Annotated in this window: 23 protein-coding genes and 1 pseudogene; 20 read left to right on the top strand and 4 right to left on the bottom strand. The window is 38.8% G+C overall.

The genetic code is table 11. The features are described 5' to 3' along the window. Positions 1 to 189: 189 nt before the first annotated feature. Together HMPREF2887_RS01350 and queA are read right to left on the bottom strand one after the other, a co-directional pair. Positions 190 to 663, bottom strand: a complete 474-nt coding sequence (locus HMPREF2887_RS01350; protein WP_006270140.1) for an arginine repressor — start codon at positions 661 to 663, stop codon at positions 190 to 192. A gap of 10 nt (positions 664 to 673) precedes the next feature. Beyond that, entirely contained in the window at positions 674 to 1,702 is a 1,029-nt protein-coding gene (gene queA / locus HMPREF2887_RS01345) for a tRNA preQ1(34) S-adenosylmethionine ribosyltransferase-isomerase QueA (protein ID WP_021001463.1), read from the bottom strand. A gap of 305 nt (positions 1,703 to 2,007) precedes the next feature. Here queA and HMPREF2887_RS01340 point away from each other — a divergent pair, with 305 nt between their 5' ends. The 3 genes from HMPREF2887_RS01340 (at position 2,008) to HMPREF2887_RS01330 (ending at position 5,455) form a co-directional block, all read left to right on the top strand. Beyond that, positions 2,008 to 2,715: a glucosamine-6-phosphate deaminase gene (locus tag HMPREF2887_RS01340; RefSeq protein WP_021001465.1), complete on the top strand. Its 708-nt coding sequence runs from the start codon at positions 2,008 to 2,010 to the stop codon at positions 2,713 to 2,715. Positions 2,716 to 2,831: 116 nt separating this feature from the next. After that, complete coding sequence (locus tag HMPREF2887_RS01335) at positions 2,832 to 4,208, top strand: DUF1958 domain-containing protein (protein ID WP_021001466.1); 1,377 nt, start codon at positions 2,832 to 2,834, stop codon at positions 4,206 to 4,208. Between the two features lie 77 nt (positions 4,209 to 4,285). Further along, complete coding sequence (locus HMPREF2887_RS01330) at positions 4,286 to 5,455, top strand: MFS transporter (protein WP_021001467.1); 1,170 nt, start codon at positions 4,286 to 4,288, stop codon at positions 5,453 to 5,455. Positions 5,456 to 5,703: 248 nt separating this feature from the next. On the opposite strand, the gene HMPREF2887_RS01325 is transcribed toward HMPREF2887_RS01330, so the two are convergent. After that, a complete protein-coding gene (locus HMPREF2887_RS01325) occupies positions 5,704 to 5,952 on the bottom strand; it encodes a hypothetical protein (RefSeq protein ID WP_138099371.1) in 249 nt (82 codons plus the stop codon). Between the two features lie 103 nt (positions 5,953 to 6,055). Between HMPREF2887_RS01325 and HMPREF2887_RS01320 the strand changes: the two genes are divergently transcribed. The 17 genes and pseudogenes from HMPREF2887_RS01320 to HMPREF2887_RS01240 all read left to right on the top strand — a co-directional run bounded on the left by HMPREF2887_RS01320 (position 6,056) and on the right by HMPREF2887_RS01240 (position 24,980). Further along, entirely contained in the window at positions 6,056 to 7,492 is a 1,437-nt protein-coding gene (locus HMPREF2887_RS01320; RefSeq protein ID WP_003025393.1) for a 6-phospho-beta-glucosidase, read from the top strand. Between the two features lie 12 nt (positions 7,493 to 7,504). Continuing rightward, positions 7,505 to 7,744 (top strand): hypothetical protein, encoded by a 240-nt coding sequence (locus HMPREF2887_RS01315; RefSeq protein WP_003025392.1) that lies wholly within the window; start codon positions 7,505 to 7,507, stop codon positions 7,742 to 7,744. 98 nt (positions 7,745 to 7,842) lie between these two features. After that, positions 7,843 to 8,082, top strand: a complete 240-nt coding sequence (locus HMPREF2887_RS01310) for a SemiSWEET transporter (RefSeq protein ID WP_084740336.1) — start codon at positions 7,843 to 7,845, stop codon at positions 8,080 to 8,082. Between the two features lie 117 nt (positions 8,083 to 8,199). After that, positions 8,200 to 8,514, top strand: coding sequence for a PTS cellobiose transporter subunit IIB (locus tag HMPREF2887_RS01305; protein ID WP_003073302.1), 315 nt, complete (start codon positions 8,200 to 8,202; stop codon positions 8,512 to 8,514). A gap of 55 nt (positions 8,515 to 8,569) precedes the next feature. Continuing rightward, on the top strand, positions 8,570 to 10,561 hold the full coding sequence (locus HMPREF2887_RS01300; protein ID WP_057489588.1) for a BglG family transcription antiterminator: 1,992 nt from the start codon (positions 8,570 to 8,572) through the stop codon (positions 10,559 to 10,561). Positions 10,562 to 10,573: 12 nt separating this feature from the next. After that, positions 10,574 to 10,891 carry a PTS cellobiose transporter subunit IIA gene (locus HMPREF2887_RS01295; RefSeq protein ID WP_021001470.1) on the top strand — a complete coding sequence of 106 codons (318 nt, stop codon included), beginning with the start codon at positions 10,574 to 10,576 and terminating at the stop codon, positions 10,889 to 10,891. Between the two features lie 22 nt (positions 10,892 to 10,913). Further along, positions 10,914 to 11,420 (top strand): hypothetical protein, encoded by a 507-nt coding sequence (locus HMPREF2887_RS01290; protein ID WP_037590317.1) that lies wholly within the window; start codon positions 10,914 to 10,916, stop codon positions 11,418 to 11,420. Between the two features lie 39 nt (positions 11,421 to 11,459). Continuing rightward, the gene (gene celB, locus HMPREF2887_RS01285) at positions 11,460 to 12,803 is read left to right on the top strand and encodes a PTS cellobiose transporter subunit IIC (protein ID WP_021001471.1); all 1,344 of its coding nucleotides are present in this window, start codon (positions 11,460 to 11,462) and stop codon (positions 12,801 to 12,803) included. A gap of 197 nt (positions 12,804 to 13,000) precedes the next feature. Then, positions 13,001 to 14,032 (top strand): competence protein CoiA, encoded by a 1,032-nt coding sequence (locus HMPREF2887_RS01280; protein ID WP_084740332.1) that lies wholly within the window; start codon positions 13,001 to 13,003, stop codon positions 14,030 to 14,032. Next, positions 13,984 to 15,786 carry an oligoendopeptidase F gene (gene pepF / locus HMPREF2887_RS01275; protein WP_021001473.1) on the top strand — a complete coding sequence of 601 codons (1,803 nt, stop codon included), beginning with the start codon at positions 13,984 to 13,986 and terminating at the stop codon, positions 15,784 to 15,786. The genes HMPREF2887_RS01280 and pepF overlap by 49 nt, the downstream gene beginning before the upstream one ends. Position 15,787: 1 nt before the next feature. Further along, positions 15,788 to 16,471: an O-methyltransferase gene (locus HMPREF2887_RS01270; RefSeq protein WP_057489590.1), complete on the top strand. Its 684-nt coding sequence runs from the start codon at positions 15,788 to 15,790 to the stop codon at positions 16,469 to 16,471. Between the two features lie 106 nt (positions 16,472 to 16,577). After that, positions 16,578 to 17,516 carry a peptidylprolyl isomerase PrsA gene (prsA, locus tag HMPREF2887_RS01265; protein ID WP_003025374.1) on the top strand — a complete coding sequence of 313 codons (939 nt, stop codon included), beginning with the start codon at positions 16,578 to 16,580 and terminating at the stop codon, positions 17,514 to 17,516. 137 nt (positions 17,517 to 17,653) lie between these two features. After that, complete coding sequence (locus HMPREF2887_RS01260; protein WP_080553209.1) at positions 17,654 to 18,223, top strand: LURP-one-related/scramblase family protein; 570 nt, start codon at positions 17,654 to 17,656, stop codon at positions 18,221 to 18,223. A 54-nt stretch (positions 18,224 to 18,277) separates the two neighbouring features. Further along, positions 18,278 to 20,895, top strand: a pseudogene (gene alaS, locus HMPREF2887_RS01255) (alanine--tRNA ligase). A 418-nt stretch (positions 20,896 to 21,313) separates the two neighbouring features. Continuing rightward, complete coding sequence (locus tag HMPREF2887_RS01250) at positions 21,314 to 22,648, top strand: SPFH domain-containing protein (protein WP_003031829.1); 1,335 nt, start codon at positions 21,314 to 21,316, stop codon at positions 22,646 to 22,648. A 50-nt stretch (positions 22,649 to 22,698) separates the two neighbouring features. After that, the gene (locus HMPREF2887_RS01245) at positions 22,699 to 23,784 is read left to right on the top strand and encodes a TFIIB-type zinc ribbon-containing protein (protein ID WP_006270133.1); all 1,086 of its coding nucleotides are present in this window, start codon (positions 22,699 to 22,701) and stop codon (positions 23,782 to 23,784) included. Between the two features lie 17 nt (positions 23,785 to 23,801). Beyond that, on the top strand, positions 23,802 to 24,980 hold the full coding sequence (locus tag HMPREF2887_RS01240) for a TPM domain-containing protein (RefSeq protein ID WP_021001475.1): 1,179 nt from the start codon (positions 23,802 to 23,804) through the stop codon (positions 24,978 to 24,980). A 90-nt stretch (positions 24,981 to 25,070) separates the two neighbouring features. Here the strand turns inward: HMPREF2887_RS01240 and HMPREF2887_RS01235 are convergent, their stop codons facing one another. Then, positions 25,071 to 25,421 carry an ABC transporter ATP-binding protein gene (locus HMPREF2887_RS01235; protein WP_235044321.1) on the bottom strand — a complete coding sequence of 117 codons (351 nt, stop codon included), beginning with the start codon at positions 25,419 to 25,421 and terminating at the stop codon, positions 25,071 to 25,073. Positions 25,422 to 25,519: the final 98 nt, after the last annotated feature.

Here is a 25,519-nt window from a genome sequence, read left to right as displayed (position 1 = left end):
ATTTTTTCTGTCTAATTTTTGGGGTGCAGATCATAGCTTGGTCTTCTCTTTTTTGATGTTTAAGGTGATGAGAATGCGTTTCTTAAAGTTGTCAAAGCTCCGAAAGCCAAAAGAATAACTCTATAATCTCTGAAGCAGAGTCCACCCACTACAGAAATTATAGAACCACAAAATTCCAGCCTTAGCTTTTTAATCTTTACTAAAGAAGAACGGGGGTGCAAATTGTTTTAATTTGTTAAAACAATCTTGCGCTTTTTGATTGTCCTCGCAGATAATCAAGCAGACATCATCACCGCAGACCGTTGCGACAATTTCGGAAAATTCTAGAGCATCTAAGATAGAACCGAATGATTGTGCCAATCCAGGAAGAGTTTTCATGACAACTTGATGTTGAACAGGACGCAACATAATCAAGGCATCTTCCATATAGAGACGCAGGCGTTTTTCCCAGCGTGAAGGTGCCATGCTATTGATAATGTAATAAGAAATATCTGCTTCGTGTACTTTTACTAAGTTCAAAGCTTTAATGTCTCGAGAAAGTGTGGATTGCGTCACTGTAACGCCATTCGCTTTCAATAAATCTTGTAATTCTTGTTGTGTGTGAATTTTTTTCTCTAGGACAAGTGAGCGAATGAGTCGATGACGGCTTTCAATTTTATTCATATTTCACCTATTATTTTATAAACATAGCATCTCCAAAGCTGAAAAAGCGGTATTTTTCATCAATGGCATGCTGATAAGCAGAGAGCACTAATTCTCGACCTGCAAAGGCTGAAACGAGCATGACGAGAGTGGACTTTGGAAGGTGGAAATTGGTAGAAAAAGCATCTACGATTTTCCAATCGTAGCCAGGTTTAATAAAGATGTTGGTCCAACCGGAGTCTGCTTTGATTTCCCCATTAAATTTTGAACCGATTGTCTCTAGTGTACGGATAGAAGTTGTTCCGACCGCTATAACACGTTTCCCGCTGGCTTTGACTTGTCGAAGCGTGCTAGCTGCTTCTTCAGACAATGTATAGAATTCTGAATGCATCTCGTGTTCGTCTACATTGTCTACAGAGACAGGACGGAAGGTTCCTAGACCAACATGAAGCGTCAGATAGACTAATTTTACGCCTTTAGCTTCAATCTGAGCCAGCAGCTCTTTGGTAAAATGAAGCCCGGCAGTAGGAGCAGCCGCTGAGCCATTTTCTTTAGCATAAACAGTCTGATAGCGTTCACGGTCTTTTAATTTTTCATGAATATAAGGCGGCAAGGGCATTTCGCCCAGACTTTCAAGCACTTCCAAGAAAATCCCTTGGTAATGGAAACGTACAATTCGTCCGCCGTGTTCTAATTCTTCTAAGACAGTTGCTGTTAAGCGCCCGTCACCAAAAGATATAGCTGCTCCGACTTTTAAGCGCTTGGCTGGCTTCGCTAGCACTTCCCAATCATCTCCTGCGATGTTTTTCAACAGTAGTAATTCAACATGTCCGCCTGTTTCAGGCTTTTCACCATGAAGGCGTGCTGGCAAGACGCGCGTATCATTCATAACCAAAGCGTCTCCAGGATGTAATTGATCAATAATGGCATCAAAGTGAGTATCTTCCATTTGACCAGTTTCGTGATTGACGACTAAAAGGCGGGAAGCATCTCGCTTTTCTAAAGGTGTTTGCGCAATCAATTCTTCTGGTAAATGAAAGTCAAAATCAGCAGTATTCATACATTCTCCTTAGGCTGTAATTAAAATCCATAACGAATAACAACAAGCAACAAGTGGCAGGCACATGAGTAAAATGCCTAAAATCAATAAGGTATAATACCAGATTCGCTTGGTTTTGAAAAGGAGCGCAGCGATAACAAATGCAACTCCCAGTAAAAATAAACAGAGTAAATAGACTAACATTCTTCTATTATAGCACGATTTTCGTGCAAACAAGCTCGGATTTTTTAAAAAGAAACAAATTCTCTTGACAAAAATTGGTCTATACCATATAATGTAATTAAATAAGGAAAAGGAGTTTAGCGATGAGAATTATTCAAGTGGAAAATCAAGTAGACGGCGGTAGAGTAGCGTTTGAATTATTAAAAGAAAAATTAGCTGAAGGAGCTAAAACGTTAGGCTTAGCGACAGGGAGTAGTCCTTTGAGTTTTTACGAGCAAATTGTTGAAAGTGACCTTGATTTGTCAGGCTTAACCAGTGTGAATCTAGACGAGTACATAGGATTAAGTGGGGAAAATCCTCAGTCTTATCGTTATTTTATGCAAAAACATTTATTTAATCAAAAGCCTTTTAAAGAAAGCTTTTTACCAAATGGTGTTGCTGAAGATGCGGAAGCAGAAGTGAAACGCTACAACCAAATTTTGGTAGAACATCCTGTTGATTTGCAAATTTTGGGAATTGGTACAAATGGTCATATTGGGTTTAATGAACCAGGGACGAGCTTTGATAGCACGGTTCATGTAGTGGATTTGGAGCAATCAACTATTGAAGCGAATGCTCGTTTCTTTGATAAAATAGAAGATGTACCGACGCAAGCTTACTCAATGGGGATTCGGAATATTCTCGATGCAAAATCTATTATTTTATTTGCTTATGGTGCTTCAAAAGCTAAAGCGATTGCAGGAACAGTAGAAGGACCGATTACAGAAGAACTACCAGGAAGCGTCCTTCAAAAACATGAAGATGTGGTTGTTATCGCAGATAAAGAAGCTTTAAGCATTTTGAAAAAATAAGAATCTATTTCCTATCTAATTTTTAGGTAGGTTTTTTGACATTTTGGAAAAAGTTCGTTATCTTATGGATAAAGTGTGCTATACTAGAAGATAAGTGAGAACTTAGGAGGATTCTAGTGAAAAAGCTGTTAGCTATTGTTTGTCTTTTTATGTTGTATGTGGGAGTAACTGCTGCTCGTGCAGATGAATTGGTTGATATGGCACAAAAAATGTATCCAAACGAGAAGGTCAATCCAATCAATCGTCCGAAATCATCCTTGATTGTAGATGCTAATACGGGAAATATCCTTTGGCAAGACAATATTGATGAAGTTCGTGATCCTGCCAGTATGAGCAAATTGATGACCTTGTATTTAGTTTTTGAAGCGATTCAGCAAGGAAAGTTGAGCGAAAATACAGTTATCAAAGCAACACCACGTGATGAAGCAATTGCCAAAATTTACGAAATTTCCAACAATAAAATTGTGGCGGGAGTAGATTATACTGTCTCTGAATTGATTACGATGACAGCTGTTCCATCTTCAAATGCGACAACTGTTATGTTAGCCAATTATTTATCTAACAATGATCCAGATACATTTTTGGACATGATGAATGCCAAGGCAAAAGAATTAGGTATGACCAATACAAAATGGTTCAATGCTAGCGGAGCTGCAGCTGTTTCTTTCAAAGGCTTGTATACTCCACAACGGTATGATAACAATGCAGCCAATCAGACAACGGCGCGCGATTTAGCCATTTTAGGGTACCATTTCGTCAAGAATTATCCAAATATTTTAAATTACACCAATAAACCAGTCGTAACGGTAAAAAAGGGAACGCCGTATGAAGAAACCTTTGAAACCTATAATTACTCACTTCCCGGTGCCAAATATGGCATTGAAGGCGTCGAAGGTTTAAAGACGGGGTCAAGTCCACGAGGAGCTTTTAATTACATCGCAACGATTAAGCGAGGGGAACAACGTTTGATTAGTGTTATCATGGGAGTTGGGAATTGGTCTGACCAAGACGGAGAATATTACCGCCATCCATTTGGCAATGCCTTGATTGAGAAAGCTTATGCTGACTATGAGTATAAAAAAGTTTTCAATGCTGGTGAGCAAGAAATCAATGGAAAGACCTATAAATTATCAAAAGATTTCTATGCAACAGTGAAAAAAGGCACAGCAGCAAAAGCAGTTGTGGAAAATGACGTATTGAAAAATGATAATGGTTTGGAGCAACTTTCTTCGCTTATTTCAAACGGAGATAATGTCACAGAAGTAAAGGATACAGCAATTAAAAACAGTACAGCTAAGTCAACTGTAAAAACTACAACAGCAAAATCTAGCGGAAAAAGTTTGAAGCAACTCTTTTTAGATTATCACATTCTGATCGCAGTTCCGTTGCTTATTCTTTTGCTCATTGTCGTTTTTGAAGCAACGAAACGTAAGCAAAGAAGAAAACAGTGTACAACTAACGATATACAGCTATCTCGTCGTCAGAAACGTTAATCACTCATTGCAGAATAGAAAGCTCGATTGATTTATCCAATCGGGCTTTGTCACCTTTTTAGGGAGAAGGAAAAATCATGTTTAGGAAATTTCAAAATAGCTATTTTGCTTATTTTTTGATGTATAATTTTTATTTTTTATCATACTCATTGTTTTCAACTTTAATTTCAGTTTATATGCTGGATAAGGGGTATTCGGCTAGTCAGGTTTCACTTGTTGTCTCTGCCTCGTTCTTTTCTTCAATGATTGTACAGCCTATTATGGGTGTTTTGAATGACGCGATTGGCATTAAAAAAGTAACCATTTATAGCTTTCTTTTCATCATCGTTGGAGCAATTTTTTTCATGCAAGCCAATAATCTCTTGCTCTTGACAATTTGGTACAGCGCTGTTTTAATGCTAATCAACGGTGTGAATCCTGTTATGGACGTTCTAGCTGCTAGAAGCCCTTATACTTATGGGAAAATCCGTATCTGGGGGACTTTTGGCTATGCAATGGGCTCACAATTAGCAGGGCTGATTTATAAGTTCATCTCTCCGCAAGCGATTTTCATCGTGTTTATCGGTATGATGTGTGTGAGTATTCTTGGAGTGCTGGGAATTGAGCCAAAACAGGATCAGCATCCTAAAAAAGCGACCCAAGCGAAAAATGACTCTTATATCGGGCAAATTTTTAAAAATAAAACGTATTTATTTTATCTCATCATTGTGGCGCTCTATTCTGGAGTCGGAAATACTGGTCACACCTATATTCCGTCTATGTTAGAGCATAGTGGTTTAAGTGTCAATGTGGCGACGACTGTGGTAGCTATTTCTGTTATTTGTGAGTCGCCCTTGATCTTCTTTTCTTATCTTTTTATGGATAAACTTCCGATTAAAAAATTGCTTTATATTCCCCTGCTCATTTTGCTCTTACAGTATGTGATTTATGGTCTGGATTTGGGACTGACCTCCAAGATTCTTTTGACCTTGATGTCAAAGCACGCCACAGGAATGTTGTTGATTATGGTGACTTTAAAGATTGTTGCTAACGTAGTAGATGAGAAATATCTGGTGACAGCTATTGCCCTTGTTCAAACAGCCCGAAATTTGGGAACCATTCTTATCCAAAATATTGCAGGAGATATTATTGACAAATCTGGTTATGAAATGATGAGCTTTTTCTTAGCTGGTGTGATGATTGTAGTGCTTGTTTTAGCCTTCTTTTTGAAAGTGCCAAACAAGCCAAATCAGAAATTATTCGGCTAAGACAAGAGAAACATAAAAAAGCTGGACGAAAGTCTCCAGCTTAGCATATTGTATAATAAAGCAATGACGAATTAGTTGCCGGATAAGGCTCATGACGCGAGTCTTATCCTTGTTTGTTTTTTAAGCTCGAAAAAGCACTTTTGATGAAAACGTCGTTTTGTTATTCACTATCTCAATAGTCTCTCAGGCTGTGGAGTGAGACAGAACTAAAAATTTTCAAATTTTAGTTCTGTTTCACTCTTTTTAATTTACTCATTTAGTTTTTTCTTAAATAAAAAGAGCCAAACATAGGCAATCAGGCTGACACATCTATAAACGACTAAAAATGGAAATGTAATACTAACAGGCTTGATACCAAGTAGAAAAAGTCCTGTTTTTAAAACTCCGTCTATAAAACCAGCAAAGATAAAAGTAGAAACTTTCTTTTGCTGAATGTAGATTTTATATTCTTTTTCTTCATTATAGAAAGAAATGAGATGAAAAGCAATCGTTTTCACAGTCTTTGGATTTATTTTCCGCATTGCTGTGGCAAAAATATGGGTTTTAAAAGCGCTTTCTTAGAAGTATAATAAAAGTATCAAAATCAGGAGGACTTTAGACATGTCAACATTTAAAGACGGATTTCTCTGGGGTGGAGCAGTTGCAGCTCATCAACTAGAAGGTGGTTGGCAGGAAGGTGGCAAGGGCATTAGTGTGGCTGATGTGATGACAGCAGCTCGCCATGGGGTTCCGCGTGAAATTACGGCAGGAGTGTTGCCGGACAAATATTATCCTAACCATGAAGCAATTGATTTTTATCATCGTTATAAGGGGGACATTGCTCTCTTTGCGGAAATGGGTTTCAAGTGCTTCCGAACTTCTATCGCTTGGACGCGGATTTTTCCTAAGGGAGACGAAGAGCAGCCCAATGAAGCTGGTTTGCAGTTTTATGATAACCTTTTTGATGAGTGTCTCAAATACGGGATTGAGCCAGTTATTACCCTGTCGCATTTTGAAATGCCTTATCATTTGGTGACCGAGTACGGTGGCTGGAAGAACCGCAAGGTTATTGATTTCTTTGTCCGCTTTGCGGAAGTGGTCTTCAAACGCTATAAGGACAAGGTCAAATACTGGATGACCTTCAATGAAATCAACAATCAAGCCAACTATCAAGAAGATTTTGCTCCTTTCACCAATTCTGGTATTGTTTACAAAGAAGGAGACAATCGTGAAGCGATCATGTATCAGGCGGCTCACTATGAGCTGGTGGCTTCTGCGCGAGCAGTTAAAATCGGTCATGAGATCAATCCTGACTTCCAAATTGGCTGTATGATTGCCATGTGTCCGATTTATCCAGCTACCTGCAATCCTAAGGACATCCTCATGGCTATGAAAGCCATGCAAAAGCGTTATTATTTTGCAGATGTCCATGTTTTCGGTCTCTATCCAGAACATATTCTTAAATATTGGGAAAGAAAAGGTATTCAGGTTGATTTTACCGAGCAAGATCAAGAGGATTTGCTAGCTGGAACTGTTGATTACATCGGCTTTAGCTACTATATGTCCTTTGCTATTGATTCTCATCGAGGAAATAATCCTTACTTTGACTATGTGGAAACCGAAGATTTGGTCAAGAATATTTATGTTGAGGCTTCAGAATGGGACTGGCAGATTGACCCAGAAGGTCTGCGCTATGCTCTCAACTGGTTTACAGACCATTATCACCTGCCCCTCTTTATCGTAGAAAATGGTTTTGGCGCCATTGACAAAGTGGAAGAAGACGGCATGGTGCATGATGACTACCGGATTGACTATTTGGGTGCCCATATCCGTGAGATGAAGAAAGCCGTGGTCGAAGACGGAGTTGACCTCATGGGTTATACGCCTTGGGGCTGTATTGACTTGGTGTCTGCAGGTACCGGGGAGATGCGCAAGCGCTACGGTTTCATCTATGTAGACAAGGACGATGAGGGAAATGGAACCTATGAGCGTTCACCTAAGAAGTCCTTTAACTGGTATAAAGAAGTGATTGCCTCAAATGGAGAAACTGTAGACTAGATAAGGGATTTTATGAGTAAAAAAATAACCTATGTCATCAAATTTTCTAAAGGAGTCGCTGTATCAGACTTGGCTGCCAATCCGGCTATCACTCAGCATTTGACGATTAAGTTGAAAAATGCAGACGGCTTTGTTGTAGATAGTGACATCAATGATGTGAAGATTCGGGAGCTGATAATGGTCGCTTTCAATCTAGAAAAGAAAGATATAGTCGTCTTATCCAAATATCTGGGACTGGTGAATATTTTGTAATAGGAAGATTGTGCATATATCTTTCTATATGTAATAGAGCAAGTAAGAAAGAAACGAGGCTAGAGTTTTCTAGCTTCGTTTTTAGAAAGGGAGAAAATATGATTGGAACGATTGCTGCTGTATTAACTACTTTTGCTTTTTTACCGCAGGTAATAAAAGTCATTAAAACCAAGGATACAGAGTCTATTGCGCTTGGTATGTATCTGATGCAAGTTGTCGGTATTGCTTTGTGGCTGTTTCATGGCTTGGGAATTGAAGATTTGCCTTTAATTATGGCAAATAGCGTGTCTTTGGTTTTATCAGGAACCATTCTCTATTATAAATTAAAATATAAGTAAAAAAGTAACTAAGGAAATATTTCCGTTTCACTACGGAAAAAAATAAGATGGAAGTTGTAATCGTTTTCAACTATAATGAGTTTATAAAATAAATTTTATTTATAAGGAGAAAATCTTATGGCTAAAGCATTGATTATCTGTGCAGCAGGTATGTCATCTTCTTTGATGGCAAAGAAAACAACGGAATTTTTAAAGAGCAAAGGGCATGACATTGAAGTAGATGCTATTAGTGCGACAGAAGGTGGAAAAGCCATTGCTGCTGCTGAATTTGATCTTTATCTCATTAGCCCTCAAACAAAAATGTATTTCAAGCAATTTGAGGATGCTGGAGCAAAAGTCGGCAAACCTATTGTACAAATTCCTCCGCAAGCCTACATTCCTATTCCAATGGGAATTGAAAAAATGGCAAACCTCATCTTGGAAAAGATTTAAATTTTCAGCTCAAAAAGGGTAAAATAGTTCTTATAAATGCGGAAGGAGAACTGTATTGCTACATCAGAAAGAAAAATTGATTCTTCAATCTTTGTTGGAAAATAAAGATCATTATATTACAAGTAAGGAATTAGCTAGTCAGCTTTCTTGCTCTGATCGTACGATAAGAACTTACCTGAAATCATTGATGGATTGGAAGCCTGATGAAACTGGTTGGAAGATTACAGCCAAGCAAGGTTATGGTTACCGACTTGAACTTCAAGATAAAGCTCTCTATCGAAACTTTATAGAAACAGAATTTTTTACAGAGCAAAACTCTGCTAAGACTGAAAATATAGAGGATCGTTACAATTACATTTTAAATAAATTGCTCTTTGAGCAGGAAAAACTTTATTGTGATGACTTAGCAGAAGAGCTGTTTGTCAGTCGTTCAACCTTGTCAGCAGATTTCAAGAAAATCAGACAAGACTTGGCAAAGTATGATTTACAAATCGAGAGCAAAGCCAATCGTGGTGTTTATGTAAAAGGCAGCGAACGCAATAAACGACGTTTTATCATGGATTACTTTTTTCGTGATAATTTCTTTCAAAGTTTGCACAATTACATTAACATTGAAGTTCCAGGACGGCAAATCAGCTTAGAAGAATTGACGATTATTGTATTGGACGAATGTCGTGAAGGTCACTTAAAGTTGTCAGATTTTGTGATTCAAAATTTGGTCATTCATATTGCCTTATCGTTTAAAAGGATTGCAGAAGGCTTCCAAATTAGCAAGATTGAAGACTGGGAACAAGGTAATTATCTGGCAGAACGAAAGATTGCTGAGAAAATTTTACACAGAGTGTATTTGGCAACTGGGCTGGAATTTCCCAAAGAAGAAGTAGACTATATCACGCTCCATTTGATTTCAAAAGCTTCTTGTCAAGAAAGCCAGAATACCAAAATAGACACCAATCAAGAAATTCGCAAGCAGCTACTAGAGGCGTTAGAGCAAGTCGAGCATGTCAAGGCTTATCAATTTCAACATGACTTCCAGTTAGTTGAGGGAGTTGTCACGCATTTAGTTACCTTGCTTGTACGTTTGCAAAATCATGTGGTGCTGGAAAATCCTCTTTTAAAGGACATTCAGCAGCAATATTCATCTGTTTTAGCGATGACAAGAGAGCTCTTGCAGGCCATGCCGATTTTTTCCAAGGAAAACTTATCTGATGATGAAGTGGCTTATGTAGCCTTGCATTTCATGGCTGCCTTGGAGCGGTTAAAGGAAAAGCAAAAATTTAATATCTTGGTGATTTGTGCAACGGGCTATGGATCAGCGCAAATGCTGAAAAATCGCATTGATAATGAACTGGGCAACTTACTCCACATTGTGGATGTAATTGGCTATTATGAGTTGAGTGATGAACGTCTGAAAAATATTGATTTTATCATTTCATCCATTGATTTATCCAATCTGGTCTTCAGTGTTCCTGTTTTTACCGTCAGCATCTTTTTAAATTCAGAAGAGCTAAAAGAGATAAAACATAGAATGGCTCAGCTGAAACCTGTAGAAAGTTCTTTGATACCAGAAAAAGCAATAATGGTAGATCAAAATGAAGAAAAAATATTTGATGACTATTTTTCATCTGCTTGTTTTGTTCTTGCTCAAGATGCGACAAAAGAGGTCATCTTACAAGAGTTGCTGAGCCAAATGGGACAAGGTGAAGAGCAGGATTTCGTTTCTTGTATGCAGGATTTAATGAAGCAACGTGAAAAAATGAGTTCAGTTATTTTCTCAGAGCAAATCGCGGTGCCGCATCCGATTAAACCGATTGCTAAACATCATAAAATCGGTGTTGCTATTGTAAAAAACGGTCTTCAGTGGAATGAAGAAAATCCTCATATTCGACTCATCTTTCTTCCATCGCCGGCTATCTATGGAAATGAAGGAATGGCGACGTTGACATCTAAGATTGTGGATTTGTTAGAGCAGCCTGGTTTGCAAAAACAGATCTTTAATTGTCAGTCATTTGCAGAGTTTAAACAGTTATTTTTAAAAATAAAGTAAAGGAGATTGTCTATGAATCAGGAAGAATTACAAGTGGCAGCTTTTGAAATTATCTTGCATAGTGGTTCAGCAAGGACAACGGTTCACGAAGCTTTCGCCGATATGCGCGAAGGGCATTATGATGAAGCTGCTGAAAAGTTAGAAGCTGCCAATGCAGAGCTATTGGAAGCTCATCATGCACAAACAAATTTGCTACAAGAATACGCAAGTGGAACGGAAATCAAAATTGAAATTATCATGGTGCATGCTCAGGATCATTTGATGACAACTATGACCTTGCGTGAGGTAGCACTTGAAATGCTCAGTCTTTATCGAAAGATTGAAAAGTAAAAGATGAATGAAAGGGGAAAACATGACTGAAAAAGAGAAACAAGAACTAGAAGCAAGACGAAAAGAAGCAGCAATAAAAAACATGTACTACACGCGTTACTTTTCAGTCCGCTACGCGACAGCATTTTTCTTCTTTGCTAATCTTTATTGGATGCTAATGCTGTATCTTTCAAAGGCTGGTTTAGTTTTGCTGTTGCCTTTGTTGCTAACTGTTCTAGCGGCGTTGGCAATGTGGGAACAAACACGAATGTACAGCGTTCATCAAAAAGAAGCGACATTAACGCGGTTCTTTTACAATATTTCTGCTTTAGCAAATGTTTTGCTACTGATAATTGTTTTTGTGGGACAGTATCATTTCCTCTTTCCATTTTTTTCGATTAGTACAACCACTGTAACCGTTTTAACGGTTGTACTTTTATTGGGGCTACTTTTAGCCATTCTAATGTTAAGAAAATTAAGTCGGATTCATCACCATACAGATAAGCAATATAAACGCATTCAAGAATATATTGCCACTGTTCAACGTTAGTTTATAAATTATATTTCAAACATCATAGGAGGATATATTATGAATAAATTGTTTGAATTTCTAGAAAAGTACCTCATGGGACCAATGGGGAAAGTCTCTACTTGGCGTCCTGTTCGTGCTATTGTTGCTGCCGGGATGGCCAGCATTCCCTTTACAATCGTAGGGTCTGCTTTCTTGGTTCTTAGTGTTATACCGCAAGCCTTTAATCTTCAATTTATTGTTGATTTGTGGGCGAATTCATTTGATAAGATTCAAGCTCTCTACTTGTTAGCTTATAAGTGTACAATGGGGATTTTGTCTCTCTATTTTGCCATCGTTATTGGGTATGAATACACAAAAATTTATGTCGAAGAAGAAGGGCTCAACCTCAATCCACTCAATGGTGGTCTCTTAGCGGTATTTGCTTACTTTTTGACCATTCCTGAATTAACTTATTCTAAAGGAGTGATTTCAGCCGTTACAGGAAAAACAACAATTGGTGGCTGGACTGTTGGCGGAGATAGTTTGACACGTCTATCTACATCAGGTATGTTTACTGCGATTCTGATGTCCATTCTCGCTGTGCAACTATATCGCCTTTGTGTGCAGAAGAATTGGGTCATCAAGATGCCTGAAGCTGTTCCAGAAGGAGTTGCTCGTTCATTTACAGCCCTCATTCCAGGTTTTGTCATTGCATTTGCAGTACTCTTCATTAACGGTATCTTTATCCTATTTGGTACAGATATTTATAAAGTTATTGCAATTCCGTTTGCCTTTGTTAGCCATATCACTAATACATGGCTAGGTATCGTTGTGATTTACTTATTGGTTCATGCTCTTTGGATTGTCGGTATTCACGGTGCTAATATCGTTATGGGACTGGTTAGTCCGATCTTGCTTGCTAATATGGCACAAAACGTTGACGGCAAATTCATTGCTTATGCAGGTGAATTTACCAACTCTTATGTAACAATCGGTGGTTCTGGTGCGACCTTATTGCTTTGCTTCTATATTGCTTTCCGTGCGAAGTCAGATCAATTACGTATGCTTGGAAAAGCAGCTATGGGTCCAGCTATTTTCAACATCAACGAACCCCTTATCTTTGGTCTACCAATTGTGTATAATCCAATGTTGACCATTCCGTTTATTTTGGCTCCAATCGTCTCTGCTTCAATTGGTTACTGGTCTGTCCAACTTGGACTAGCTGGTAAAGCAATTGCCCAAACACCATGGCCAACACCTATTGGTCTTGGAGCTTATGTTGGTTCAGGTGGTAATATTGGTGCTTTCGTAGTTGCACTTGTCTGTGCTCTTGCTGCCTTTGTCATTTGGTATCCATTTATTAAGATGTATGATAGCAAGTTGTACAAGGAAGAAATGGACGGCGCTGAAGCGATTCAATAAATTTGTTTCCCCTTATAAAAAATTTGAAGCTGGAACGAAAGTCTCCAGCTTCAATTTATATAGTGCAATAAACCGTTGTTTGCTCAAAGCACTGCTTTGAGGTGGGGGATGAGAGTGGGACAGAACTTAAAATTTTTAAGATGAGTTCTGTCTCACTCTTTTTTACGAATAATTTAAGTAAAAGGGGAAAATAATCTATGTTAATGGCTTGTCAGGGAAACGGAAAAATGCTAAATGCTGTGGAAGATACGGTAAATCCGTTGGATAGGTTTCTCTGCCCGGCTTGTAAGGAAGCGGTGCGATTTAAGAATGGCAAGGTGATGCGACCGCACTTTGCTCATATTTCTTTAAAAGAATGTCATTTTTATACGGAAAATGAAAGTGCAGAACACTTAAATCTGAAAGCTGTTTTGTTTACTTGGGCTAGAAAGTCCAATCATGCGATTCAAGTGGAAGCGTATTTACCTAAATTGCAACAAATTGCAGATCTGTTAGTAGAGAAACAAATTGTGCTTGAAGTTCAGTGTAGCTCACTTAGTCAAAAACGCTTAAAAGAGCGTACGGAAAGTTATCGTCAGCATGGCTATCGCGTTCTTTGGCTCTTGGGAAAGAAACTTTGGCTGAAAAATACTTTGACCAATTTACAAAAGGATTTTCTCTATTTCAGTCAAAATATGGGCTTTCATCTGTGGGAATTGGACGAACAAAAACAGCTTTTGAGGCTTAAATACTTGATTCATGAAGATTTGCATGGCAAGGTTCAGTATAAGGAGAAAAGTTTTGCTTTTGGTAAAGGAAAACTTTTAGACATCTTTCGTCAGCCATTCTGCAAGCAGGAAATGACGAGTTTTCTGGCAAAAGAAGATAAAAATATTTGCCGTTATGTGCGCCAGCAGCTCTACTATCAGCAGCCCAAATGGATGAAATGGCAGGCAGAATTGTATCAAACGGGTGATAATTTATTGACCAAAACGGCTAGTGACTTTTACCCGCAAGTCCAACCTGTTCGTTCCAGCTCTTTCTGTCAGATTTTTCAGGATCTCACGCCTTATTACCAGCAATTTTCAGCTTATTATGAAAAAGAAAAAAATAAAAATCTCCAAATTCTCTATCCTCCAGCTTTTTATGCAAAGATTTTTGGCAATATTTATGATAAAATAGGAAAGACGGAGGAAATTTTATGGCAAAACAAAGAAATGAAATTGAAGAAAAATACACTTGGGACCTAACAACGATTTTCCCAACAGATGAAGCTTTTGAGGCAGAGTTAAGTCAAGTTTCAAAAGAATTAAAAGAAGCCAGCAACTTAGCAGGTCACCTTTTGGATTCAGCTGACAGCCTCTTAAAAACAACAGAAATCCAATTGGACTTGATGCGTCGTATCGAAAAACTCTATTCCTATGCTCACATGAAAAATGACCAAGATACACGCGTGGCAAAATACCAAGAATACCAAGCCAAAGGAATGGCCATTTATAGCGAGTTCGGACAAGCCTTTGCTTTTTATGAGCCAGAATTTATGGCAATCACAGACGAGCAATATCAGACTTTCTTAGCTGAAAAGCCTGAATTGCAAATCTATCAGCATTTCTTTGATAAGTTGCTGCAAAAGAAACCTCACATCCTTTCTCAACGTGAAGAAGAATTGTTGGCAGGAGCTGGTGAAATTTTTAGTGCTGCGGGTGATACTTTTGGAATCTTAGACAATGCTGATATTGTCTTTCCAACCGTGCACGACGAAGAAGGAAATGAAGTGCAATTGACGCACGGAAATTACATTAGTTTAGTGGAGTCGAAAAATCGTACAGTCCGCAAGGAAGCTTATGAAGCGCTTTACAGCGTCTATGAGCAATATCAACACACTTACGCCAAGACTCTCCAAACGAATGTTAAAGTTCATAATTACAATGCCAAAGTTCGTAATTTTTCTTCTGCGCGTGAAGCTGCTTTGTCTGCTAACTTTATTCCAGAAAGTGTTTATGATAGCTTAGTGTCTGCGGTAAACAAACACTTGCCACTCTTACATCGCTATATTGCGCTACGTGCAAAGATTTTAGGCCTTTCTGATTTGAAAATGTATGACCTCTATACACCATTGTCAGAAGCAGATTACAAATTTACTTATGAGGAAGCCTTGATGAAAGCAGAAGAAGTCTTAGCTATCCTTGGAGAAGATTATCTAGGTCGAGTAAAAGAAGCCTTTTCAGATCGTTGGATTGATGTTTATGAAAACCAAGGCAAGCGCTCTGGGGCTTATTCTGGTGGTTCTTACGATACCAATGCTTTTATGTTGCTCAACTGGCAAGATACGTTGGACAATCTTTTCACGCTGGTTCATGAAACAGGTCACAGTATGCATTCTAGCTATACTCGTGAAAATCAGCCATACGTTTACGGAGATTATTCTATTTTCTTAGCTGAGATTGCTTCTACGACCAATGAAAATATCCTGACGGAGAAATTATTGGAAGAAGTAGATGACGATCAAACCCGCTTTGCGATTCTGAATCATTTCTTGGACGGTTTCCGTGGAACTGTTTTCCGCCAAACTCAATTTGCCGAGTTTGAACATGCCATTCACAAAGCTGACCAAGAAGGTCAAGTCTTGACGAGTGAATTTTTGAATGATTTGTACGCAGATTTGAATGAAAAATATTATGGTTTGACGAAAGAAGACAACCCACAAATTCAATACGAATGGGCACGGATTCCGCATTTCTACTATGATTACTATGTTTTTCAATACTCAACCGGTTTCTCAGCTGCTTCTGCCTTAGCAGATAAGATTGTTAACGGAACGCAAGAAGATAAAGAGAAGTATCTCAACTACTTGAAAGCAGGAAATTCTGATTATCCGCTAAATGTCATTAAAAAAGCTGGTGTAGATATGGAAAAAGAAGACTATCTCAATGCTGCCTTTGCAGTCTTTGAACGTCGTCTTGATGAATTTGAAGCACTCGTAGAAAAGTTAGGACTGGCATAAAATGGTCGAATCCTATAGTAAAAATGCTAATCACAATATGCGTCGTCCCGTTGTCAAAGAAGAAATCGTCGATTTTATGCGGACACGGCAAAAGCAAGTTTCGGGCTCTTTAAAAGAGCTCGAAACTTTTGCTCATGCAGAAAATATTCCCATTATTCCTCATGAAACAGTTGCCTATTTTCGTTTTCTATTAGAAACTTTACAGCCAGAAAAGATTTTGGAAATTGGAACAGCCATTGGCTTTTCAGCTCTTTTAATGGCAGAATATGCACCGCAGGCTCAAATTACAACGATTGATCGCAATCCAGAAATGATTGCTCTTGCCAAAGCGAACTGTTCCAAGTTTGATAAGCGCAGGCAAATTACATTGCTGGAAGGAGATGCAATGGATATTCTTCCTCATTTGAAAGATTGCTATGACTTTGTCTTTATGGACTCTGCTAAGTCCAAATACGTTGTCTTTCTGCCAGAAGTTCTGAAGCGCCTTTCTTCAGGAGGAATTATCATCATAGATGATGTTTTTCAAGGTGGAGATGTCACAAAGGAGATGAGTGAAGTGCGTCGAGGCCAACGAACGATTTATCGAGGGTTGCACCAATTATTTGATAAAACACTAGATCAACCTGACTTGACTGCAACTTTGTTGCCTCTGGGTGACGGCATTCTGATGATTAGAAAAAAATGAGAGATTTAATATTTTCCTAAATTTTCATAGTTTTTAGGAAAATTTAAGATATTAAATCTGTTTTATGGTACAATAAGAAAGTGAATTAAATAAAGGAGTTTTCATAATGAAGAAAAAAATTCTAGCAGGAGCTATTACGCTTTTGTCAGTTGTAACATTAGCAGCATGCTCACAAGCTGGTGGTAAAGACATTATCACGATGAAGGGAAATACAATTACTGTCAATGATTTTTATAATAAAGTAAAAAATAATGCAGCTGCTCAACAAGTACTTCTCAATATGACCATTCAAGAAGTTTTTGAAAAGAGTTATGGTAAGCATGTTACAGAAAAAGAAGTCACTGAAACGTTCAATAAGAGTAAGAGCACTTACGGAACTGCTTTTCAACAAGTATTGGCAAGAGCAGGATTGACGGAAGATACTTATCGTGAACAAATCAGAACCAACAAATTGGTCGAATATGCTGTCAAAAAAGCAGCTGAAAAAGAATTGACAGATGCAAATTATAAAAAAGCATATGAATCTTATACACCAGAAGTGACTGCTCAAATCATCAAAGTTGACAGTCAAGACAAAGCAAAGGAAGTGCTGGAGAAAGCCAAAGCTGAAGGTGCTGATTTCGGACAAATTGCCAAGGAAAATTCTACGGATACGAAGACCAAAGATAAGGGTGGGGAAGTGAAGTTTGACTCAGCTTCAACAGATGTTCCAGATGCTGTTAAAAAAGCGGCTTTTGCCCTTGAAGCAAACGGTATTTCTGATGTTATCACCGTTAAATCATCAACTTATTCTTCAAGTTATTATATTGTGAAACTAAATAGTAAATCTGAAAAATCAGCAAACTGGAAAGACTACAAGAAACAACTGAAAAATGTTATCTTGACACAAAAACAAAATGATCGCACCTTTATTCAAAAAATTGTTGCCAAAGAATTACAAGCAGCCAATATTAAGGTGAAAGATCAAGCTTTCCAAAGTCTATTCTCACAATATGTCAAGTCAGATAGCAAATCAACATCTAGCTCGTCATCTTCATCAAAATAAGTTGACGAAAAGCTCATAAGTGAGTATAATAGGACTATTGAGAATTGATTTTTGACCTCTTAGCCCAGAGAATTGGCGGTGCTGCAAGCCATGTAAGAACGAAAATCATGCTACTCAAAGAAAAAATTGCATACATAATGAGAATGACAAGTTCATTGAATGAAGGTGGTACCGCGGTTTTTCGCCCTTCGTCTAGTGGACTTGTCTTTTTGCGAGGAACCGTTATGAAGACCTATCTTGTAAAACAAAAATTTCGCTTTGGTGGTGAGAAATTTGACATCAAAGATGATCGTGGGAACATTGATTATCAAGTGGAGGGGAGCTTTTTAAAAATTCCCAAAACTTTTACGATTTATGATGACAAGGGTGAAGTGGTCAGCCAAATTCAAAAGACTGTGCTAACAGTCTTACCTCAATTTGAAATTCAATTGCGCAATGGTTCGAGTTTTTATATCCGTAAAAAATTCACTTTTTTACGAGATAAATATGAATTTGACAACTTAGGTCTGCGCATCGAGGGGAATATCTGGGATTTGGAATTTCGTCTGCTGGATGCGCAGGGACAAGTGATTGCAGAGATTTCAAAAGAACTCTTGCACCTGATGTCCACTTATCAAGTTGTAGTTTATGAAGATGCCTACGCGGATCTAGTGATTTCATTGTGTGTGGCTATTGACTATGTAGAAGCTCTTGAAAGTAGTTCTTAAAACTCACATGGGCAATAGAAAAATCAGTTAGAGAAATGTTTTAAGGAGAAGAAAATGAAACAATTATCAAGTGCTCAAGTACGCCAAATGTGGCTAGATTTTTGGGCCTCAAAAGGTCATGCTGTCGAACCGTCTGTTAGTCTAGTACCAGTCAATGACCCGACCCTACTCTGGATTAACTCTGGCGTAGCAACATTAAAGAAATATTTCGACGGGACCATTATTCCAGAAAATCCACGGATTACCAATGCGCAGAAAGCGATTCGGACGAATGACATTGAAAATGTCGGAAAAACAGCACGTCATCATACCATGTTTGAAATGCTGGGGAATTTTTCTATTGGTGATTATTTCCGTGATGAAGCGATTGAATGGGCTTTTGAGCTCCTGACTAGTCCTGAGTGGTTTGATTTTCCAAAAGACAAGCTCTACATGACTTACTATCCAGATGATCATGATTCTTATAATCGTTGGATTTCAGTTGGTGTCGATCCAAGTCATTTGATTCCAATTGAAGACAATTTCTGGGAAATTGGTGCAGGACCTTCTGGACCAGATACAGAAATCTTCTTTGACCGTGGGGAAGCATTTGACCCTGAACATCAAGGAATTCGTTTGCTTGCAGAAGATATTGAAAATGATCGTTATATTGAAATTTGGAATATTGTTTTGTCCCAATTCAATGCTGATCCAGCTGTTCCAAGAAGTGAATACAAGGAGCTGCCTCACAAAAATATTGATACGGGTGCAGGTCTAGAGCGTCTTGTAGCTGTTATTCAAGGGGCAAAAACTAATTTTGAAACAGACCTCTTTATGCCGATTATTCGTGAAGTAGAGAAGTTATCCGGTAAGACTTACAATCCAGACGGTGACAATATGAGCTTCAAGGTCATTGCAGACCATATCCGCTCTCTGTCATTTGCTATTGGCGATGGTGCGCTTCCAGGAAATGAAGGACGTGGTTATGTTTTGCGTCGCTTGCTCCGTCGTGCTTCTATGCATGGTCAAAAATTAGGAATCAATGAGCCTTTCCTTTACAAACTTGTTCCAACTGTCGGAAAAATTATGGAAAGCTATTATCCAGAAGTGCTTGAAAAGCAAGATTTTATCGAAAAATCATCAAAAGTGAAGAAGAGTCCTTTGCTCGCACGCTTCATTCCGGTCAACACTTTGCACAAAGCATTGTAGAAGAGTTAAAGGAAAAAGGACAGTCTGTTATTTCAGGAACGGATGTCTTTAAACTGTACGACACCTATGGTTTCCCAGTAGAATTGACCGAAGAAATTGCTGAAGAAGCTGGTATGACAGTAGACCGCGAAGGCTTTGAAGCTGCTATGAAAGAGCAACAAGAACGCGCACGGGCTAGTGTTGTTAAAGGTGGATCTATGGGCATGCAAAATGAAACCTTGCAAAACATTACAGCTGAAAGCCACTTTAACTATGAAAAAGAGGCTTTGTCTGCGAAGTTGGTTGCGATTGTGGCAGATGATAAAGAAGTAGAAGAAGTGACTTCTGGTAAAGCTTACCTCGTTTTTGCAGAAACGCCATTTTATGCTGAAATGGGCGGACAAGTAGCAGACCACGGACAAATCTTTGACCTTGCAGGCAATCTCGTTGCACAAGTCGTAGATGTTCAAAAAGCGCCGAATGGACAACCGCTCCATACGGTAGAAGTGGTAGCACCACTCGCATTAAACCAAGAGTATAAGCTTGAAATTGACCACAATCGTCGTCACCGTGTTATGAAGAATCACACAGCAACACACTTGCTTCATGCGGCTCTTCACAATGTTTTAGGTAAACACGCAACGCAAGCAGGCTCTCTCAATGAAGTAGAATTTCTTCGCTTTGACTTCACTCATTTCCAAGCAGTTACAGCAGAAGAACTACGTCATATTGAGCAAGAAGTCAATGAAAAAATCTGGGAAGCGATTGACATCAAAACGATTGAAACAGACATTGATACGGCTAAAGAAATGGGAGCAATGGCTCTCTTTGGTGAAAAATACGGCAAAGAAGTTCGTGTGGTGACAATTGGAGATTATTCTATTGAGCTGTGTGGTGGTACTCACATGAAGAATACTTCTGAAATTGGTCTTTTTAAGATTGTCAAAGAAGAAGGAATTGGCTCAGGAACTCGTCGTATCCTCGCTGTGACAAGCAAAGAAGCCTTTGAAGCGTACCGTGAGGAAGAAGATGCTTTGAAAGCTATTGCAACGACACTGAAAGTCCCACAAATGAAAGAAGTTTCGCGTAAGGTTGAAGCCTTGCAAGAACAACTTCGCCAATTGCAAAAAGAAAATGCTGAACTGAAAGAAAAAGCAGCAGCAGCAGCTTCAGGTGAAGTCTTCAAGAATGTTCAGGAAGCTAATGGACACAGCTTTATTGCCAGCCAAGTTTCTGTATCTGATGCGGGTGCTCTACGCACTTTTGCAGACACTTGGAAACAAAAAGACTATTCAGACGTTCTTGTCCTTGTGGCAGCCATTGGTGAGAAAGTGAATGTTCTTGTGGCTAGCAAAACAAAAGATATTCATGCTGGCAATTTAATCAAAGAACTTGCTCCAATCGTAAATGGTCGTGGTGGTGGTAAAACAGACATGGCTATGGCTGGAGGAAGCAACCAAGCAGCTATTCAAGAATTACTTACAGCTGTTCCTGAAAAATTGTAATGTCATATTACTTTAAGCGAGATAGATCTGTGCTTGTCTCTACAAGGATTTCAAAAAATGAAATCTAAGAGAGTTGCATAAAAATCATACAAAAAACGAACAGTTTCGATATTCTGTTAGTCAGAACATCGGAATTATTCGTTTTTTTATTTGTACTGTTAGGTTGTGGTGTTTTATAAATCCAAAAATAGCTTTCATATTTTTGATAATTACAATTTTATAAAAATATGGTAAAATAGTTTTGGAGATAAAACGCTTTCATACAGCTAATCATGTTTCAATAAAAAGACAAACATTGCTAGTTAGCGTATAATTTTTTGTAAAAATTCACAAATTTATGACAAAGGAGATGGTGTCGTTCAATAGTACAGTTTAAAGTAACGGAAGCATGCTTTTTAAAGAGAGAAAGGAGATTCTTATGGGACTCATTAAAGCAGGAATTGGTGCCGTAGGTGGCGTATTGGCTGACCAATGGAAAGAATTCTTTTATTGTGATGCCATGGACAAGTCCGTCATGGTGGTCAAAGGACAAAAGCAAGTATCTGGACGTTCATCCAATACGAAGGGCAGTGACAACATTATTTCAAATGGTTCTGGAATTGCAGTTGCAGACGGTCAGTGTATGATGATTGTTGAGCAAGGAAAAATTGTTGAAGTCTGTGCCGAGCCTGGTCAATTCACTTATGACACGTCTAGCGAGCCGAGTATTTTTACAGGTAATTTAGGCAATTCCATTAAGGAAACTTTTAAACAAATCGGAAAACGGTTCACTTATGGTGGTGATACAGGCAAAGATCAGCGTGTTTACTATTTCAATACCAAAGAGCTGATTGATAATAAGTTTGGCACACCAAATCCGATTCCGTTTCGTGTGGTGGATTCAAAAATCGGCTTAGATGTGGATGTTTCTGTCCGTTGCTCTGGTGTTTATTCTTATAAGATTGCAGACCCACTTCTTTTCTATACCAATGTCTGTGGCAATGTTGAAAAAGAATATTTGCGTGAAGAATTAGAATCACAGCTAAAAACCGAATTTATCAGTGCCCTCCAACCAGCTTTCGCTGCATTATCTGATCTAGAATTGCGGCCAAATCAAATCGTTAGCCACAATACAGAACTTGAAAATGCTATGAATGAAGCACTCTCTAGCAAATGGGGCGAGCTTCGTGGCTTGAAAGTCATCAGTGTAGCTCTTGGTTCAGTAACTCTTCCAGACGAAGATGCTGAAATGATTAAGCAGGCTCAACGTGTGGCTATTATGAAGGACCCAACCATGGCAGCGGCTACCTTAGTCGGTGCACAGGCAGATGCTATGAAAGCAGCGGCTGAAAATCCAGGCGGTGCGATGACTGGCTTTATGGGAGTAGGAATGGCAGCGGGCGCAGGCGGCATGAATGCTCAAAATCTTTTTGCGATGGGACAAGAGCAAGCAGCTAGTCAGCAAACGCAAACAGCGAGTGCAACCTCTCAAACCCAAACTACTGCAGATAAATGGACTTGTCCAAATGGACATGAAGCTTCAGGTAAATTCTGTCCTGAATGCGGTTCACCAAAACCTGTGAGTGACAGCTGGACTTGTACTTGTGGGACTGTCAATAATGGTAAATTCTGTTCAAACTGTGGAAAACCTAAGCCAGAACCCCAACGTCAATACCGTTGCAGCAATTGTGGCTGGCAACCAGAAGATGCTTATAATCCACCTAAATTCTGCCCTGAATGTGGCAATGTATTTGATGAAAATGACCTTGTTTAGAAGCTTTTCTAACTATCTCATAGCTCGATGACAGTAGAAAGGAGGTCATCATGGCTGATTTACAAGAATATAAATGTCCAAATTGTGGTGGTGCTCTTGAATTTAATAGTTCAATCCAGAAAATGAAGTGCCCTTATTGTGATTCCGAATTGGATATGTCAAGTTTGAAGGAATTGGATGAACAATTAAAAACCCAGACTGATGAAAATATGACCTGGAGTACGCAGGCTGGTGGTGAATGGGATACGGGCGAGATTGATCAGCTATCAGTTTATGTCTGTAAATCTTGTGGTGGTGAAATTGTTGCTGACGAGTCAACAGCAGCCACTTCGTGTCCATTCTGCGATAATCCTGTTGTTATGATGGGACGCTTTGCTGGTGATTTAAAGCCAGATTATGTGATTCCATTCAAATTAGATAAAAAGGCAGCAAAGGCGAATCTGAACAAGCATCTCATGGGGAAACGCCTCTTGCCAAAAGTTTTTAAAGACCAAAATCATATTGATGAAGTAAAGGGGGTTTATGTTCCGTTCTGGCTTTTTGACACAGAAGCAGATGCGGATGTTCATTATAAAGCAAGCAGGATTAGAACATGGAGTGATAGTGAGTATGACTATACCGAAACAAGCTATTTTTCAGTTATTCGTTCCGGTCAGTTAGCGTTTGAACATATCCCGGTAGACGGTTCAAGTAAATTGGATGATCAATTAATGGAATCCATTGAACCCTTTGATTTTTCAGAAGCTGTTGATTTTCAGACAGCTTACCTAGCAGGATACCTAGCAGATAAATATGATGTCGGAGCCGAGGAGAGCATTACTCATGCTAACAGCCGTGTCAAGCAAAGCACGGAGGAAGCCTTTGAAGATACAGTTACGGGGTTTTCTGCCGTTACCCCAGAATCTTCGAATATTCGCTTGATAAATGGTTCAACTAAGTATGTTCTCTATCCAGTTTGGCTCTTAAATACGACTTGGAGGGGCAAAAAGTTTGTTTTTGCGATGAATGGTCAGACTGGTAAATTCGTCGGAGATTTGCCCTTAGACAAGCAAGCTTATAGACGTTGGCTAATTGGACTGGGCGTGGCGGCAAGTTTAGTTAGTTATGCGGCTGTATGGATGATTCATTTACTGTAAGAAGGGAGGATGAGATTATGTTGAAGAAATTCATAACATTACTGACAACTCTTCTTCTCTCCTTTCTCATGATTGGGACTGTCTGTGCAGAAGAAACCAGCTATATTCGTGATGAAGTCTCAGCCTTTTCAAGCAAGGAAATAACAGAGATTAACAAAGCGGCTAAAGCTATTGAAGAACAATATCATTTGAAAGTTTACTTTTTAGCAGCAAAATCAGTAGGTGAAGATGGTATTTTGTCTTATGCTGAAAAGGTTTATCAAGAATCTGCAGGCACAGCTGAAGGTATTCTCCTTGCTGTTGATAAAGAAAAAAATGAATGGATCCTATATTATGCCGGAAACGCTAAAGAAAAGCTAGGAGCAAAGAGTGACGACATACTTTGGAAAGCTTTTGAGAGTGGGAAAAATATTTATAGCGGTGTCCGGTATTATCTCAATAAAGTAACCAAATTGCTCAATGCATCGGCCAATCCATTACTGGTAGATGAAGCGGACTTGCTGAAGCCGAATCAAGAAAAAGTCTTACTAGCAAAGCTCCAAGACATTAGTCAGCGCCAAAAATGCGATGTTGTTGTCGTGACCGTTAAGAGTCTGGAAGGAAAAAGTGCTCAAGACTTCGCAGATGACTACTTCGACTACAATGGCTACGGTCAAGGAAAAAATCATGATGGGGTGCTTTTCTTAATCAGTATGGCAGAACGGAAGTGGCATATTTCAACGACAGGCTACGGCATCACTGCTTTTACCAATGCTGGCTTAGACTACCTATCAAAGCAGTTCTTGCCTGATTTAAAAGATGGTGACTACAATGCTGCTTTTACAACCTACGCTGAGCAGTGTGATGAATTCCTCACTCAAGCACGAAAAGGGCAGCCTTATGATGTAAAAAATCTCCCTAAGGAGCCTTTAAGTTGGTACTGGATTCCTGGAGCATTGGCTATTGGCTTTGGTATCGCCTTTCTCATCGTAACAGGAATGAAAGGTCAGCTCAAATCTGTCTATCATCAAACCGGAGCCACTGATTACATCAAGAAAAATAGTCTCCAGATTACCAATGCTCAAGAATTCTTCCTCTACTCAAATGTAGATAAGAAAGCAAAACCGGAGCCTAGCAGCTCCAGTGATTCTGGGGGTAGTAGCACACATACATCTTCATCAGACAGAAGTCACGGGGGCAGTGGCGGAAGTTTTTAGATGGATAATAGTGGAAGTTAAAAAAGGTCAGATATTTATGCTGGCCTTTTTATTACACTTCATTTTACAACGGGGCGAATTTTAAAATTTTCAAACGATGTTGTCCACAATAATTTTATTGCTAGGGAAATTCAACGAGGAATTGGAAACGCTATCATTTTGCTTTACATCATTTTCCAAGTCAGAAAGAATATCTTCATTTGACAATTGACTTTTATACAAAAAAGTAGCAAACATCTTTCCTTTTATATTCGTATTGAAGTCTGCAATGATCTTTGCATAGAAATAGCGTTTGCCTGCCAAACCTAAGACAATCAGCATATTTCCAAGAATTCCCAACATCAAGATTTGCCAGAGAATTTTTAAATTTTTCGATTGAAAACTATCAATAATCATCCGAACGAGCGTTGGGTTTAAAACTGACTCAATCCATGTCAGCACGATAAACAGAAAGTAAACCGTTAGTAGTTTTTTGAAATAAATCGTTTAAGCATATCTGATAAATCCTTATAGAACATATGAATACTTTAAAAACTCTC

The organism is Streptococcus sp. HMSC071H03, assembly GCF_001813035.1.
GTDB lineage: Bacteria > Bacillota > Bacilli > Lactobacillales > Streptococcaceae > Streptococcus > Streptococcus anginosus.
This window is presented reverse-complemented; position numbering and strand designations above follow the sequence as displayed.